The sequence below is a fragment of the Nitrosomonas oligotropha genome (genome assembly GCF_900106555.1).
Lineage (GTDB): Bacteria > Pseudomonadota > Gammaproteobacteria > Burkholderiales > Nitrosomonadaceae > Nitrosomonas > Nitrosomonas oligotropha_A.
Genome location: NZ_FNOE01000024.1, coordinates 1 through 15,487 on the forward strand (window position 1 = coordinate 1; position 15,487 = coordinate 15,487).

Below are 15,487 nucleotides of genomic sequence, written 5' to 3' on the forward strand. Positions count from 1 at the left end.
TTCCTGACGATCCAATAATGTTAAGCGAGTGCGTTTGTGTATGTTCATCTACAGTATTCTCCTGAATACTGTAAACAACGCTAGGAATTCTTACAACTGAAAAAAATCACTTAACTGGAGTGTCCGGTTTTACTTGACCAAGTCATGTTATACCACACGTTACAAACGCGCATAACTCAACAGCCCCCCGCTCTTAGGCGTATGGTACGTCGGCGGCGCCCTCTATGGATTTATGCGCTTACCGAATCTCATGGCTACCAGCAGCGCTGCCTTGCCTGCGCACCCGTCCTCACGTCCGGTTGCTCGCATAGGCGGCTTTAAGGATATTTAACTGATTGTCTGAAAGACAAAAAACCTTTATAGTTATTCTTTATTTTTCAATGGCATGTATTTGTAGCCTCCCCCGTAATGGAATGGACGCTCACTCCCCAACACGGCATTGAAATGCCAAAGTAAGTAGTGCAATAAAACCTACTTGATAAAGAGGAGCGTCCGAAATGAAAATTACAACGATTGGTATCGATTTAGCAAAAACAGTATTTCAGATTCACGGTGTTGATGTACAAGGCAAAGCAATATTGCGCAAACAGCTGCGACGAAACGAAATGGCGAAGTTCTTCGCTAATCTTGAGCCTTGTCTGATTGGCATAGAAGCCTGTGGCAGTTCTCACCATTGGGCGAGAAAGCTGAGTGAATTTGGGCATACAGTTAAGCTCATGCCGCCACAGTTTGTGAAACCTTATGTAAAAACAAACAAGCATGACATGGCTGATGCAGAAGCGATCTGTGAAGCAGTCAATAGGCCAAACATGCGATATGTATCGGTGAAGACGGTAGAGCAGCAGGCGATCTTGTCAGTGCATCGGGCAAGACAAAGCTTTGTGAAGACAAGAACAGCGCAATCAAATCAAATACGTGGATTGCTTTCAGAATTTGGAATCGTGATACCACTGTGAATATATTCGATCATGAAGCGGGTACCGGAAATTCTAGAAGATGGAGAAAACGGATTGCCTGGCATGATGCGAACCCTACTGGAAAGATTAACGGAAAACTTGAAAGAGATGAATCGTCAAATAGGAGAACTGGAAAAGCAGATTGTGCTGTGGCACCGAGAAAATGAAGCGAGTCGGAGAGTGTCTGAAATCGCGGGTATTGGGCCGATCACGGCCAGTGCGATTGTGGCGACAGTAGGGAGAGCCAAAGAATTTAAGAATGGCCGTCAGTTAGCTGCATGGATGGGATTGGTGCCCAGACAACATTCCAGTGGAGGCAAACAGAATCTGTTGGGCATCAGCAAACGTGGCGATACCTATCTCAGAACACTGCTAATCCACGGAGCAAGAGCCGTGATTCGATTTGCCGAGAACAAGGCAAAGCCGGAAAGTTGGTTGAGAAAGCTGATGACTCGATGTAACAAGAATGTAGCAGCGGTTGCACTGGCAAACAAGAATGCCCGGATTGTGTGGGCACTCCTGGCCAACAGCCAGACATATCACCCTGATTACACTTCGGCAACTATCGTTGCCAAAATGTAATCAAGGCGATTGAATAAAATCTGAGTAACAATAAATTATTAAGGAATTCTACGATTGCACAGGCAATTATGAAATGATGGCGATACTGGTAAGACCGTGAGTAGAAAAACCTGTAAGTAACACAGCACATTAATAATGTGCGACCCCGTGATTAGGATCTACTCAGCGAATTCCATCAGGGATAGAGACATAGTCTCACAAATAATCCGAATGTATGGCTGCAATCTTTACCAATTTAAAATCATTAAATGAAAGCTTGGCATAATGTGGGCGTCCATGTATGTTACTTGAACGAGGGTAGATAAATGGCACGCTTGTGCTTTTTTATTAGAAATTCTCTATTCATGAGTTACGAGTCAAGTCAGAAATAAAGACTGAGGAATATTTTTTAGAGGGTGGAATGCTTAAAACGCTTACAACACTTCAAGCAGGTCGAGCGCTAGCAGCAATTAGTGTAGCTGCGTTTCATTTGTCGAGTATGATGGAACTTGATAGATATGGTGGGCAGGAAGTATTTAGAGAATACACTAAACACGGCCATCTGGGCGTTGACTTCTTTTTTGTCTTGTCGGGGTTCATTATTTTCCTTGCTCATGTCGATGATATCGGAAAACCAGATGCATGGAGGATCTATATTTATCGACGTTTTGTTCGACTCTTCCCAATCTATTGGCTATATACTGGCACATTCGTTTTGTTGATCGCATTAGGTGTGGGTAACGCAGATACTGTTGCTAAAATGCCACAGACCTTTGGTGACTGGATCACTTCTTTAAGTTTGATCCGCTTCACCGATGCCAACCCACCCTTACCAGTTGCTTGGACTTTATTTCATGAATTGGCTTTTTATGCAGTTTTTTCTATTCTCATTCTTAATTATCGCATTGGTTTAGTGGCATTCGGCGTGTTCATGTTCTTTCCAATTATTTTATTTCACTATGTTGGAGTAGATGAGCGCACGCCTTTCAACGTTTATACCTCAGCACATAATTTATATTTTCTGTTTGGCATGGGCGCAATGTGGCTCTGTCGTTATGGTGGTCGCGGAGTAGTAGAATTTACCATCGGAACTTGCCTTACGATTTTTGCATTAGTAACAATGCCACTACCACATGAGCTATCTAAGCTTCTTCTTGGATTTGGATTTGCTCTCGTACTAGTTGGTGCAGCAAAGCTTGAACTGTCTGGGCATTTACATATCCCTTACTTGCTTAGGCTTATTGGAGATGCGTCTTACACGATTTATCTCATCCATACTTCGATTAGTGGGCTCCTACTGAAAATTGTGATAAAAGTAGGTTTTCATCAAATAATTGGTGCTGAAGGAACATACATTGTCGTTCTCACAGGAACGATTGCCTTAGGGTGCCTCGCATATTTAGTTATCGAACGACCACTGTTAAATTCACTCCGTCGGAGGGTAGCGAATGAAAACCGGCAAGATAATTAAGAAAGAGTTTTGATAGAGTCAGACTATCCACCACCAGCTTTAATTGAACAGTGGGACTGTGATGATTTTGGATTAATTTTACCGTCGATGCAAACGACCAATTCCCAGTTACCAGTTTTGCCTGTTTTGGCGAGCCATAATTTTCTTGGAGTTACGATGATGCGCACTGATCATCGTACTTTTAGATTCTAGACCAAAATCGATTTCAAGCAGTCAGCACATTGGTATTGAGACCAATTTCACTGACCAACAGCTTTAGTTATTCCTTGTCGAATCTGCTTTTTCTGTCCAGTAATTTCGTTCTCAGTTCTTCAGTAAACACTTTAAGCTAATTTTGTTCGATTTCAGGCAAGTACTGTTGGCGGCGGTATCTCACAATCTGCATCAACAATTCCCGCTCTCTTGCATTCAGTTTGTGAAAGCGCTCTTACAATGTGAGTCCAATGGCAGAAATCCGTTCTCGGCCCCTTCATAAAGCCGATCTGTAGCGATCTTCATTTCATTCAGTTCTTTGGTTAGTCTTTTCAACCCTTCGTCCCGACTTTCCTGTGCTACTTTGATCTGCTTTTTCATGTTAGATAGCATTGTTTTGACTAGCTCGGAATTAAATACTTCGTCTACCAAGACATTGAGAATCAGGATATCGAGTTTTTCCATCAGGAAGATTCGACAATCGCACAACTTGTTACCCTTACTAATATTAAAGATGCACGATCATTCTTCTGCTTGCCTTTCATTCACTTGTTAGCGAAACTCAGCGGGGGTTGATCGCTTTGTAATTTGTATAAAATTTTATCAATGAACTATTCCCGAGTAAAAAAGTCGGATATTCTGTTGGAATTAATTTTTGTTTGTGGTAAAGTTTAATTGGGTTGAGAAAGTTCTTATTTTTCTTAACCTTAAGTGAATAATGGTCAATTATTCTCATTCAAGTGTAAGCGATGAGTTTTATTGACGAATAGCAATGTTTATTTTTATACATGCTTAATTTTAGATAAGGAAAAATTGATATGAATGTAATAGCGAAGTCTTTCTTGTTCGAAATGCGATCGGAGCTAACGTGTAAAAAGAATTTGATCAAAATGAATTTCTGCACCTACACGAAAGCTTTTCCAACCTATACTGAACGCATCTTGGAGGAATAAAAATGACTACATTTATTTATGACTGGAGAGTACCCATTAATAAAGTACTCAAATTATCTTCCCTACTATTAGCACTCACTGTGTTAACTGCTTGTGCACAAATGAGTCCGTCAGCGGTTAAATCCACCGGAATTCCGAGTAACAATCATGACGCTTTAGTTAAGCATTACGAAGGTGTCGCCAAAGACGCACAAGTAAGGCTACAAGCGAACAAAAAAATACTTCAGGAATATGAAGAACGTCCTTATTATTTTGGCAGACAAGGTTTAGATGCTCAATCGCATGCTAAAGCAAATGTTCAAGCATATGAGAAAATAATACAGGAAAGTTTGGCATTTGCTGATCTCCATAGAAAAATGGCGATGGAACAAAATAATCATCAAACAAAGATGACAAAATCAAACCAGGATCGTGACTTTACTTCGAAGATCTCGGGATACCCAGAGTATTCGGGCAATTAAGATCTTTGATAAAGTAACGAACAACCACCGATATCATTCGGTGGTTGGTCTTTAATATCCCCAGTTTCCAATTTTATCTGCGTCTGGGAGTCATATTTTTCTTCGAGTTAGTCGACGAGTGAAACAGCGCACTCTCTTTTACATACGGCTATCAATATAGAATCCCGATAGATCACATTCACATGAATTTCCATAGAATCAAGATGAAACTGTACGCCGTCAAAGCAAACTAGACAGATGTATGCCTAAATCAAAAGATGTTTTAGCTCATCAAATTTTGGTTTGTTGATAGTTTGTTGTAATGCACTTGCCGTCGCGTTGCTAAGGAAACACTGATTAATTCAGCGGGCGAGATGAAGCACGAGACGCACGGAACGTAGCAATCGGGACTTATCAACAACATAGGCGAGGGAGCGGTGACCGCGCAACGAAGTGGTTCGCTCGTATCGTCCAATTAATCAACGTTTCTCTAATTCCAGTTAGGCCATAGTTTAATTATCAGCAGAGGCTTTAAATGACAAAACCATATAAAAAACCGAGAGTAATCATCTCATCACTCGACACCGAGCGGCTTGAGCAGCTTATTGAATCGCTATCTGACATGTCCTTTCCCGGCAAGGATGATCTTGAGGTCGAACTGGCCCGGGCAGAAATTGTAGAACCTGAGGATATTCCCGCGACGGTAGTAACGATGAATTCCACGGTGAGATTTGAAGTCGATTCTTCACATGAGGAATTCTGCCTTACGCTCGTATATCCCTGGAATGTGGATACTTCTGGTGAAAAGATTTCGATTCTTGCACCGGTTGGCAGCGCGCTGCTTGGGCTTTCCCAAGGGGACGAAATTGAATGGCCCAAACCGGGTGGCGGCATGTTGCGAGTGCGGATCAAAGAAGTCACATATCAGCCCGAACGCTCCGGCGAATATCACCGGTAAGCGGCGCATCAGCCGCCAGATACGAAATCATTACATACAATATATAAACAATTGTTTTAATAGCAGTTCAGTGCCAGATACAGACTGAAGCTAATTAAGTGCCTTCTGATTTACTTGTTTTAGTGGCCACCGCAATGACCACTCGCTGAAGTCATAATTGAATGACGCTACTGTTATCTATTTTATTCAACTTTTCTCACTCTTACTCCAGCCCGATAATCAGTAAGCATACCAATTACGATAATAACAATACCCATCACAATATAAAAATTCCTTGCCACCTCTTCATCTGAAAAATTAAGAATAAAGGGTATAGCTATCAACAAGGGGCCAACCATGCGCTCAATCCACCCATGCACGGTAAATGGAATTAGCTTTACTACCCCGAAAGGGAAATCAGAAGCAAGGGTAACAATCAAATGTACTACAGCAAGACTATAGGCAAGTATTGCTGATAGTTGCTCTAGTCCTAAAAGTGTAGGGGCAAGTAAAAAAATAAAGACTGTCAAAAAATCAAGATAACCGTGTATACGCGGTGAGATTACTTTCATGTGAATGCTCCTATATTAATTTTGGTCACTCCAATAGTCACCACGATCAATAAATTAATACAGAGCAATCATTGATGTCTGTTATCTACAAAACAAATTTACAAATATTTCATTTCGCGCCAAGTTATTGAAGATACTAAAATCCACAAAAATCATGAAGAGCAGCATCATTAATACAAATCTGATCGCGCGTATAATCAAGCATTCCGCGATTTCTGAAATCATTCAAAATCGTACTTACCACAGAACGGCTTGCTCCCACTAAATCCGCCACCTCCTGCTGGGTTAAATGAATTTCTAAGGTATACCCATGCGTACATCTTATTCCAAACATCTCTGCCAGTTCTAATAATGTATTTATAACGCGTACTTCAACGGGTTGAGTCAAAATAGTTCTTAACTTGCGTTCTACTCTCTGTCTCCGAGCATACATATCTTCAATGACATACCAAGCCAACTCTGCTTGATGAGACATCATTGCTTTAAAATCACCATATGCTATTCGATAGTAATTAACTTCACCCAATGTTTGCGCAGTCTCATCTATTTCCTGATCGGCAGAATTATTTTGAAAGCAACCAGTGACATCCCCTCTTTTAAGCAGATCAATAGTAATTTCACTCCCTTGCTCCGTTAAATGAGAAAGCTTCACAATACCGCTTTTTATCCAAAATAAATTGGAACAATAGTCACCTTGACGGTAAAGAAAAGTTTTTTTCGGAACATTAATTTCCACAATCGAAGGATAATCCTTCTGTAATTGATTCATATCACGTTCAAAAAATTCTCTAATCAGCTTAGATTTAGCATCGTGCGCTATAGATTGCATTTTCAATTCCATCAGAGAGTTACCAACAATGTTCTGTAATACAGATATTACTTTTTACATTATAGAGACCTTTGCGCGGCAACGCCCCCAGAGTATGAGTCTGGCGTTACAATAATGCTTTAAAACAACCGCATTGAATTGTTGATTATGAGTTTTTCGAAATACGATGTAACTCGCCGCACGTAGAAAGGAAATTTTCTTAAGCAGATTGATCAGCTGATCGACTGGAATTCAACAGGTTTACCATCATGTTCGAGGAGCGCATGTCTTTCCGTTAATACAAACACCGTTTACACAAAATTCGGGATACGCTCCTTTGCTTAGATAAGCAGAAAAATCAAAGCTACCTATAACCCCAGCTGTCTCTTCTCTTCCATCGAATTCTGGTAATTAATAGACCCAAAATCAAACTACCCATAGAAACACCAGCTCCAATCATAAACCACTGTTTGGTATTCTGATCTTCCAGAAATGCATTTTTTTTGACCAGATCAATATTTTTATTTTGCTCATGATGCAACTGCTGCTTTAACTGTTCATTTTCATCTGCAATACGAATGGGCTCTGCCACATCTGCTCTTAATCTGGCTAGGGTATTTTGCAGATCCATGTATTTTTTTTCTAGTTGGCTCTGCGCTTCCTGCAATTCATCATTTCTCTTCTGTAACGCTGATAATTCTGCTTTCAACGTAACCTGCTTATCTTTTAACGCTTCGTTGCTTTTATTGACTGCAACAAGTTGCTCACGAGCACTGGGTTGAGACATCAGTGAGCGTGTTTCTACCCAGCCAGATTTACTCTCATCACCTGCCAGCATAATCCGGCTATAATTTTTATCATCCGATAATTCTAGTACTTCAACCTTCATACCACTGGTCAAGAATTTTAAAATCTTATTACTGGTTGTAGGGCCAGTGCGCATCGGTATCGTGAGCTCGTCACTGACATACTGAATATTTTTTGCAAACAGTTGAGTATTAATCATTAGCAGACAGGCTAATAAAATCATGATTTTAAAATGTTTTTGCATATTATTATGCCCCAATTAATTTTTTAATCTCTGCGGATTCAATTTTCCACCTCTTTGAACGAAAGCTGATTAAAAACACGCAGATTGATGAGCGCAGCTAATACCTAACTGCTTGCGGATGAATGCTTTTTTTAGTTATCTTCGACTTTGGTACTAGGGTTTGTTGACATTTCACATAGGTACCCATGATACCCACAAGCCATAGCGACCATGCTTTCGTAATTTCTCTTTAACTTATCATATCTTGTTGCCACTGCGCGATACTGCTTTAGCCGGGCAAAAGCATTTTCCACCCAATGCCTGCATCTATACAAACTCCAATCCATATCCGCATTACCCTCTAATCAGGTAACTTGGCAATCAAACCGGGGGCTGCAAAGCAGTCATTGACTTCTCCACCGGTAATCTCAACTCAATCGACGAACCATAACTATCAACCACCAAGTGAATCTTCGTGGTATTCCCGGCACGGCTTTTGGAGTTAAAGTGCTAGGCAAGCTTTGGAGGGCCATAATAAACACATTTAACACTTCCAGTAATGAATCTAAAGAAACTTCAGTGACTGTGCGGGAGAAAGTTTGTTTTTTAATATCGGGGAAGTTACTTTTCACACCATCAACATTACATTTTAAATATACCGATTCTATTGGTACTGGGCGAACTATTTTAGTCAATAGAGAGACTCTCATAAATAGTGATGGACAGTCTGTGCCCCGGTTGATTTTGATACTTCTAAGAACAAGATTTAAATCGATACAATTATAAGAGTCGTATCGGACAATCACACCTCAAAAAAACTGCTACTTTGTTTTTCTGTAATACAAAAGCAGTCAATCTTCGTAACTGTAAATCGGTCGATTGAAGGTATACACCCCAATTTGGTCTGATTACAAGCTATTTGCCTTGCTTCACCATCGCGCGAAGCTTTTTTCTGTCGGCATATATCTACAAATCAACACCATTACTGCAAATCCCGTGTGATCTCATAAACTCTTGATCGTATAGTCATTGGTTTGACAAACGGTCAGTTCTTCATTATCGTCCCTCCCGGTAAAAAAGAGGTGGTCGCTCTTTGAGGTGATAGCCCGGAAAATTCCAAGGAAAACGATTATGACCAGCCCTTATCGCCAGCATCGCCGAATACTAGTCGCAAGTCTGGTGGGAACGGCGGTGGAGTTTTACGATTTCTACATTTACGCGACAGCGGCGGCATTGGTGTTCGGGCCATTATTTTTTCCAGCCAGTTCTGCATCCGCGCAGTTGATGTTGTCATTTCTAAGTTTTGGTCTCGCGTTCATCGCGCGCCCTTTCGGGGCGATTTTATTCGGCCATTTCGGTGATCGAATCGGGCGGAAATCCACGCTGGTTGCGTCATTGATGTTGATGGGAGTATCGACCTTGCTGATCGCGTTCCTGCCAACCTACGCGATGGTTGGATGGGTTGCGCCTCTACTGCTGTGTATCCTGCGCTTCGGGCAAGGGCTTGGTCTTGGCGGAGAATGGGGCGGCGCGGCGCTGCTGGCGGTTGAAAATGCCCCCGAGGGGTGGCGGGCACGGTTCGGTATGATTCCACAACTGGGCGCGCCGATCGGATTCATTGCCGCCAATGGGTTGTTCTTGTTGATCGGCATGGGGTTGAGCGAAGCGGAATTTGCGGCGTGGGGATGGCGCATACCGTTTTTGGCCAGTGCAATCCTGGTCGGTCTTGGTCTGTGGGTGCGATTAAAGATCAACGAAACACCCGAATTTGCGCAAGCATTGGCAAAGGACCCGCCGATTCCAGTGCCCATCGGCGAACTGATCCGCAATCATGCGCTTGTCACCTTCGCCGGGACTTTCGCGGTGGTCGCTTGTTTTGCGATTTTTTACCTTTCTACCGCTTTCGCACTCGCTCACGGAACGGTTGCCTTGGGATACAGCCGTGAAGTTTTCCTGACTACCCAGCTTTCTGCCATTCTGTTCCTTGCGCTCGGCATCATCGTCTCGGGTATATGGTCCGATGCAACCAGCGCGGCGCGGGTATTGACATGGGGATGCGCGGCAACCATTGGCATGGGATTACTATTTGGCCCGTTATTGGGTTCGGGGTCGCTATGGCTGGTATGGACAGCACTATCGCTCGCGCTATTCGTAATGGGCTTTGTCTACGGCCCGCTCGGCGCATGGCTGCCATCGCTGTTTCCACCACGGATCCGTTATACAGGCGCTTCATTGGCTTTTAATGCGGGCGGCATCCTGGGTGGAGCAGTCGCTCCAATCGCCGCACAGGCGCTCAGTGACTTTGGCGGTACGTCACTCGTCGGTCTTTACTTGACCATTGCCGGAGTGTTCAGTTTGGTTGGGTTAAAGCTGGCTCGACGGTTTTAAAAATTTTGTCGTTTGCGCAAGCAAGCGGTTTTGTTCCATTCTTGCAGACGGGATACAATCCCGGCATGCAGATGCTTTAACGATAAACAGAAATCCCGCTCAGGCTAATCAGTGTTAATTTCCGGCTATACCGAAAGAAATCTCGCTTAGCGCATGTTAAGTCTTCGCATTATAAAATGAGTATTCCCGCCGAGTATTGGCTGCATCATGCCATCTTCTATACAGCGCTGTTTTTGATCCATTATGTGTGTGGATTACTCGTCATTCATCGAAATTTTAGAGTCAATTACACAAGAAAAATCAATCATTTTGCATTTTTCTTCCTGCCAACTTTACTGTCGATGGTCATTGACTACCCCTATAGCGCAGCGACATTTTTCATCGATTTAGTCTGTGCCATTATTTTTCTAACATTTTTCATAGCACCCGTGCGCAATAGGGTCAGGGTGTTATCCGTGATGTTTTGCTCGTTTGACCGGCCGGAGGACAGGCCATTAACGCTGACTTGGCTTTATACCCAGTTTATCGCCAGCTACTTGGTGCTCATTCCCTTGCTGGCCTACTTTGAAAGTCATGCGCTGCTGCCGGTTATCATGATCATCATTATTGCCAATGGCGTCGGCGACGGTCTTGCCGAGCCGGTGGGGATAAAATTCGGAAAAAGAAAATATACCACTTATGCGCTTTTTACCCAGGAAAAATACGTTCGTAGTTATGCCGGTAGCGCATGCGTATTCATCACAACTTTTATCGCAATTTTAGCTTTCCACTCCTATTTCAGTCCGATCCAATTCATCGCCGCTGTGCTCACGGTGCCAATTCTGATCACCCTGGCTGAGGCTTTTTCTCCGCATACCTGGGATAGCCCGCTCATCTACGCGGTTGGCGGTGCGTCGCTGATCGGTATTTTGCATTTTTTGTAATACGCTGATGCGATTGCTAGCCGTTTATTGCCGGTAGCCGCATCGACGAATTATGATCCATTCCAAACAATTTCAAATATACTGTGATTCAGCTTCATGACGGGAGTGATCCGGGATACTTCTTCTACGCATCTGCCCGATTAGCCCACGCAACCTGTTAAGGTTTGAACTATCATTGATTGATCCATACGTTTAATCAACTTAAAACCAAGGAGTTATCCATGTCATTACGCATTAATGATCAAGCACCCAATTTTCAAGTAGATACCACGCACGGAAAGATCGATTTCCACGAATGGATTGGAGACAAATGGGCGGTACTTTTCTCACACCCTAAGGATTTCACGCCCGTTTGCACAACGGAATTAGGTTATATGGCCAGCATCCAATCCGAGTTTGATAAACGGAATACTAAAATCATCGGGCTGAGCATTGATCCGCTTACTGACCATGAGAAATGGCTGAAAGACGTTGAAGATGTCGGCGGATCGCCCATTCGCTACCCAGTGATCGCGGATACGAACCTGCACGTCGCCAAACTGTACAATATGTTTCCCGCGGATGAAACGGGCTCGGCGGAAGGGCGGACTGCGTTGACAAACGCAACCGTGCGCTCGATCTTCATCATCGGCCCCGATAAAAACATCAAACTGATGATGACTTACCCCATGACGACCGGCCGTAATTTCAATGAAATTTTGCGAGTGCTCGATTCCATGCAGCTAACCGCGAAACACAAAGTGGCAACACCGGTGAATTGGCAGCAAGGCGACGATGTCATCATCGTGCCTTCGGTCAGCAATGAAGAAGCGCAGAAGATTTATCCCCAAGGCTGGACAACACTAAAACCCTATCTGCGTAAAGTAAAACAGCCTTAATTCGTTGATCACGCTCACGCTATTCTGTTGAACAACATAGTCAATTCGATGTTTTATCAGGATAGCGTGATCAATACAATGTACTCACTGGGTGGCAAATTGATGCATCTGTTCTAGCGCATCGGTAATATGTTCACTGGCGATATCGGTATGCCCCATTTTGGCATGGTTGATCGCCTCGACCAAATGCCGGATGGATTCGGTGATGGGTCTCCTTCCCTTGTCGTTTCCGCCTTCTATCGCTTCAGCTTCAGCCTTCTTGGCATACTCCAGACTTTTCTCCGCGTTTTGAAGAATATGCTCGGCATGCGCTTTATGCGTTCTCGCCCTTTCCGCATGCTTGATCGCTTGGATCATAGAACCTACCCCTTCCCCTCCGGATTCAGTTTTGTTTGCATAGCCTGATGCATTGATTCCATTACTGAATAAAAGTACCCCGGCAGCCATTGCTAAGATCGATAAAATATTTTTCATGATATAAGAACCTCACGGATTGTTGATCAAGGTAAAACATACACTACCACTTCTTACCGGTTAAATACGCTTCTCACCAGAATAATCACCGCTTTCGACAGGTTCCGGAATAGTGAATACCATTAAAATTAGTCTGTTATCCGTGAATTTCCGAATTCACGATTGTATGAATGCGACAGATCTGTCATGCTGAAAATAATAAGAGTGCCAAGTTAGGTATCGTTCTGACCCCCTACTCGTGAAGGAGAATAAAACATGTGTTTCTCATTTTCAAAGATTTCCCGGTCACACAACTGGAACTGGGATGGAGAGCGTATCGTTCATGAATCCATCGTTCCTTCATCGCGCCCCCCGGTAGGTCACAGCAAAGGCAATTACGATATTGATGTGCGGGAATTCCTAGTGAGCGAGCGCAATGTGGTGATGCGCCGCACCTTGGAAAAGGAGATTAAAAAATTCATTGCCAAACTACCGCACGCCAGTTGGGAGTTTTTCCGCTCCAGAGATCCGGGATCGTTCGATTTCCGGGCAAATGTCATTGCCGAGTTCGTTGCCAAGGAAATCGAATACACACCGACAAACGGTCTCGATCCGTGGCAGTTTCCGGAAGAAACGCTTGCGCTTAAATCGGGCGATTGCGAGGATCGTGCATTACTGATCGCATCGTTATTGCTGGCCAGCGGCATCAGTTCGTTCAATGTCAGGGTGGCGCTGGGGAAATTCAGAACATGGACGAAAGGAAAACAGCATGACTTCGATCATGTTTGGGTCATGTACAAGGATGAAGCCGGTCACTGGCAAGTCATCGAACCCGCTCATGCGAAAAAAATACAAAAACAGACTAAAGTCAAAAAAGATCTGCCGGAGCAAGCCGAGTATGTGCCTTTCTATCTGTTCAACGACGTGCACTTATGGCAAACACAGCAGCCCTCCGTGTATAAAAAGAAAATATCGGAAGATTTAAAACGCGATTGGTCGAGCCTGCATCCGGAATTTGCCGGGTGGGTCCATAAAAGTGTACTGAATAAAGCGCTCTCAGCCGATATTTGCCCGCCTTGGGTTTTAAATTCGCTCAACCGGCATTTCACCAGTGTTTTATGGCAGAAAAGCCTGACCGTTGACGATGTCGACCTACCCGGATCTTACGATCCAAGGGATCACTTCGATAATGGCTACATCACCGATGGCTGGAATTTAGTTAAAGACCGGCTGGCGCAATTTGAGCAAGAGAGCCTGAAAAACCTGAATGCATTTCATCTCGCTGCACATGCGATAGCCGATTTTTACGCGCACACCAGTTATGGCCATTTCGGATCGGTGAGCAATGGCAATTTGCAGTTATTCGATCCCGATCATCCGGATGCCAGTCTAGCGCAGAAACCCGATTACGGTTCAGGATCATCCTTCGATTTTCAGAATTTTTCCCGGAACACCAATTTAAATAAAGGAACAGCAGCCGATGCCGCCCAATATTGGCAAGGGCAAATCATTTCCGGCCGCTATGCGCAAAAAGGCGATACTCACGGTGCCGCCGAAGCACTTACGTTCATTCCGCCCGATTTAGTGAAAAAGAAAGACTTTTCGGGGCGTGGATTACTGCCGCATCACAATGAGATCGCGGTCGATGAAGACACGCGCGGCAAAGCGCATATCTTGTATACCGGCAATAAAGCGTATTCGGAACAATACCAGTTACGTTACGATGCCGCGGTGAGACATATCCGGGATGCTTTCGTGAAACACTGGAAGCCGTAGAAAAACTCAGAACAGGTTACCAATGACCGGGCACAAACTATTTTACTGTGCCCGGATCTCCATCGCGTAATTCATCAATTATTACAAATACTTAAACATTGCGGAAACGCCTACAGAGCCAATCCCCGCGAAGAATATGATATTCTTCGGGTTATTATTTTAATAAAAAAGGAGATTACTCGATGAAAAATACCCCGAAAAAATTTGCAATAGGCATCTATGCCATAATTCTGTCCAGTAACTTCAATCCTGCTTTTGCCGATCTAAGCAGCGACACCGAAACCTTATTGAATTGGGCCGAAAATACCTATCCCGCGTATTTTCCCAATCATCAAGCGACGCAAAGCATCGAACCCTGGCTGTTCCGCTTTTATCCGGATACCGGTATTTATGCAGGCTTGAACAAAGGCGACAATAAGGTTTACGTCATGGGCGGGCCGTGGGGCGACAATCCAACCATCGTTTCACCGTTAGCGGATTTAATCGCTCAGATCAACAATTCCGGCGGCAACGGCAGTATTCCAGCGTGTAACACCGCCAACGCGCCAGCCGGATTAACCTATACGCAAAGCGGCAATGTCGTCAACGTAACCACCAACGGCCAATGCATTCCGATCCCCGACAGTAATAGCTTTTGCCAGACACCGCAACAGACCGCCGCGTCCGGAGTATCCATGCTGACATCGACCAACGTGACTTCCTCGGCGATCAACGGCATCACCATTTCGATTCCCGGCATTCCCAATCCGTTTGAATCCTTCGCCAGCAGCTTCGCCAGCGGCAAGCATTGCACCGTCAACGCTCCCGCCGAAGCAACCAATCTGATTATCAATTCCGACACTTGCTTCGACATCACCAATTCATTCGGCAGCCTGCCCACAGGCATACCAGGCGTCACCATCACCCCGCCGGTAACCTTGGCGCTTAAAGACACCGTCACCAATCAAACCGTCGCCGATTGCTTCGCAACCGACGCCGAATCGATCTACGATGCGTTCACCAATGAATTTTGGATCAAGCAAGACGGCAGTTTCGTCCAGATTCATTGATTTAAAAAAATTTAACCAATATCCGGATCGCTCGATAAGTTCGCGATCCGGCACAAACCACACCCATTAGTTACGTTCGTGGTGAGCCTGTCGAACCATG

The 15,487-nt window shown here is 44.1% G+C and carries 13 protein-coding genes and 2 pseudogenes; 9 read left to right on the plus strand and 6 right to left on the minus strand.

Annotated elements, in window-relative coordinates:
* Positions 1–497 precede the first annotated feature (497 nt).
* Positions 498–1,538, plus strand: a pseudogene (locus BLU57_RS11775) (IS110 family transposase).
* A 400-nt stretch (positions 1,539–1,938) separates the two neighbouring features.
* Positions 1,939–2,988, plus strand: a complete 1,050-nt coding sequence (locus BLU57_RS11780) for an acyltransferase family protein (protein ID WP_090321063.1) — start codon at positions 1,939–1,941, stop codon at positions 2,986–2,988.
* Positions 2,989–3,396: 408 nt separating this feature from the next.
* On the opposite strand, the gene BLU57_RS11785 is transcribed toward BLU57_RS11780, so the two are convergent.
* Positions 3,397–3,645: a hypothetical protein gene (locus BLU57_RS11785; protein WP_090321066.1), complete on the minus strand. Its 249-nt coding sequence runs from the start codon at positions 3,643–3,645 to the stop codon at positions 3,397–3,399.
* A gap of 490 nt (positions 3,646–4,135) precedes the next feature.
* On the opposite strand from BLU57_RS11785, the gene BLU57_RS11790 reads away from it, so the two are divergent.
* On the plus strand, positions 4,136–4,594 hold the full coding sequence (locus tag BLU57_RS11790) for a hypothetical protein (RefSeq protein ID WP_176776440.1): 459 nt from the start codon (positions 4,136–4,138) through the stop codon (positions 4,592–4,594).
* Between the two features lie 514 nt (positions 4,595–5,108).
* The gene (gene rnk / locus BLU57_RS11795) at positions 5,109–5,531 is read left to right on the plus strand and encodes a nucleoside diphosphate kinase regulator (protein ID WP_090321070.1); all 423 of its coding nucleotides are present in this window, start codon (positions 5,109–5,111) and stop codon (positions 5,529–5,531) included.
* A 182-nt stretch (positions 5,532–5,713) separates the two neighbouring features.
* Here the strand turns inward: rnk and BLU57_RS11800 are convergent, their stop codons facing one another.
* From BLU57_RS11800 to BLU57_RS11815, 4 genes and pseudogenes are all read right to left on the minus strand, one after another.
* Positions 5,714–6,082, minus strand: a complete 369-nt coding sequence (locus BLU57_RS11800) for an SPW repeat domain-containing protein (protein ID WP_090321073.1) — start codon at positions 6,080–6,082, stop codon at positions 5,714–5,716.
* Positions 6,083–6,218: 136 nt separating this feature from the next.
* Complete coding sequence (locus BLU57_RS11805) at positions 6,219–6,911, minus strand: Crp/Fnr family transcriptional regulator (RefSeq protein ID WP_256206274.1); 693 nt, start codon at positions 6,909–6,911, stop codon at positions 6,219–6,221.
* A 343-nt stretch (positions 6,912–7,254) separates the two neighbouring features.
* Complete coding sequence (locus BLU57_RS11810) at positions 7,255–7,941, minus strand: TIGR04211 family SH3 domain-containing protein (protein WP_090321079.1); 687 nt, start codon at positions 7,939–7,941, stop codon at positions 7,255–7,257.
* 171 nt (positions 7,942–8,112) lie between these two features.
* Positions 8,113–8,418 (minus strand): annotated as a pseudogene (locus BLU57_RS11815) (IS5/IS1182 family transposase); the annotation flags it as partial.
* Between the two features lie 633 nt (positions 8,419–9,051).
* On the opposite strand from BLU57_RS11815, the gene BLU57_RS11820 reads away from it, so the two are divergent.
* From BLU57_RS11820 to BLU57_RS11830, 3 genes are all read left to right on the plus strand, one after another.
* Positions 9,052–10,308 (plus strand): MFS transporter, encoded by a 1,257-nt coding sequence (locus BLU57_RS11820; RefSeq protein WP_090321081.1) that lies wholly within the window; start codon positions 9,052–9,054, stop codon positions 10,306–10,308.
* Positions 10,309–10,484: 176 nt separating this feature from the next.
* Positions 10,485–11,231, plus strand: coding sequence for a hypothetical protein (locus BLU57_RS11825; RefSeq protein ID WP_090321084.1), 747 nt, complete (start codon positions 10,485–10,487; stop codon positions 11,229–11,231).
* 221 nt (positions 11,232–11,452) lie between these two features.
* Positions 11,453–12,109, plus strand: a complete 657-nt coding sequence (locus BLU57_RS11830; RefSeq protein ID WP_090321087.1) for a peroxiredoxin — start codon at positions 11,453–11,455, stop codon at positions 12,107–12,109.
* Between the two features lie 84 nt (positions 12,110–12,193).
* On the opposite strand, the gene smbP is transcribed toward BLU57_RS11830, so the two are convergent.
* A complete protein-coding gene (gene smbP / locus BLU57_RS11835; protein WP_090321089.1) occupies positions 12,194–12,583 on the minus strand; it encodes a small metal-binding protein SmbP in 390 nt (129 codons plus the stop codon).
* Positions 12,584–12,838: 255 nt separating this feature from the next.
* On the opposite strand from smbP, the gene BLU57_RS11840 reads away from it, so the two are divergent.
* Together BLU57_RS11840 and BLU57_RS11845 are read left to right on the plus strand one after the other, a co-directional pair.
* A complete protein-coding gene (locus BLU57_RS11840) occupies positions 12,839–14,338 on the plus strand; it encodes a transglutaminase domain-containing protein (protein ID WP_090321092.1) in 1,500 nt (499 codons plus the stop codon).
* 182 nt (positions 14,339–14,520) lie between these two features.
* Entirely contained in the window at positions 14,521–15,387 is an 867-nt protein-coding gene (locus tag BLU57_RS11845) for a hypothetical protein (protein WP_090321095.1), read from the plus strand.
* Positions 15,388–15,487 lie beyond the last annotated feature (100 nt).

Excerpts from the sequence above, each read along its gene's own strand:
- smbP (WP_090321089.1), bottom strand. The coding sequence starts at position 12,583 with ATGAAAAATATTTTATCGATCTTAGCAATGGCTGCCGGGGTACTTTTA.
- rnk (WP_090321070.1), top strand. The coding sequence starts at position 5,109 with ATGACAAAACCATATAAAAAACCGAGAGTAATCATCTCATCACTCGAC.
- BLU57_RS11785 (WP_090321066.1), bottom strand. The coding sequence starts at position 3,645 with ATGGAAAAACTCGATATCCTGATTCTCAATGTCTTGGTAGACGAAGTA.
- BLU57_RS11800 (WP_090321073.1), bottom strand. The coding sequence starts at position 6,082 with ATGAAAGTAATCTCACCGCGTATACACGGTTATCTTGATTTTTTGACA.
- BLU57_RS11845 (WP_090321095.1), top strand. The coding sequence starts at position 14,521 with ATGAAAAATACCCCGAAAAAATTTGCAATAGGCATCTATGCCATAATT.
- BLU57_RS11790 (WP_176776440.1), top strand. The coding sequence starts at position 4,136 with ATGACTACATTTATTTATGACTGGAGAGTACCCATTAATAAAGTACTC.
- BLU57_RS11830 (WP_090321087.1), top strand. The coding sequence starts at position 11,453 with ATGTCATTACGCATTAATGATCAAGCACCCAATTTTCAAGTAGATACC.
- BLU57_RS11840 (WP_090321092.1), top strand. The coding sequence starts at position 12,839 with ATGTGTTTCTCATTTTCAAAGATTTCCCGGTCACACAACTGGAACTGG.
- BLU57_RS11805 (WP_256206274.1), bottom strand. The coding sequence starts at position 6,911 with ATGCAATCTATAGCGCACGATGCTAAATCTAAGCTGATTAGAGAATTT.
- BLU57_RS11780 (WP_090321063.1), top strand. The coding sequence starts at position 1,939 with ATGCTTAAAACGCTTACAACACTTCAAGCAGGTCGAGCGCTAGCAGCA.
- BLU57_RS11810 (WP_090321079.1), bottom strand. The coding sequence starts at position 7,941 with ATGCAAAAACATTTTAAAATCATGATTTTATTAGCCTGTCTGCTAATG.
- BLU57_RS11820 (WP_090321081.1), top strand. The coding sequence starts at position 9,052 with ATGACCAGCCCTTATCGCCAGCATCGCCGAATACTAGTCGCAAGTCTG.
- BLU57_RS11825 (WP_090321084.1), top strand. The coding sequence starts at position 10,485 with ATGAGTATTCCCGCCGAGTATTGGCTGCATCATGCCATCTTCTATACA.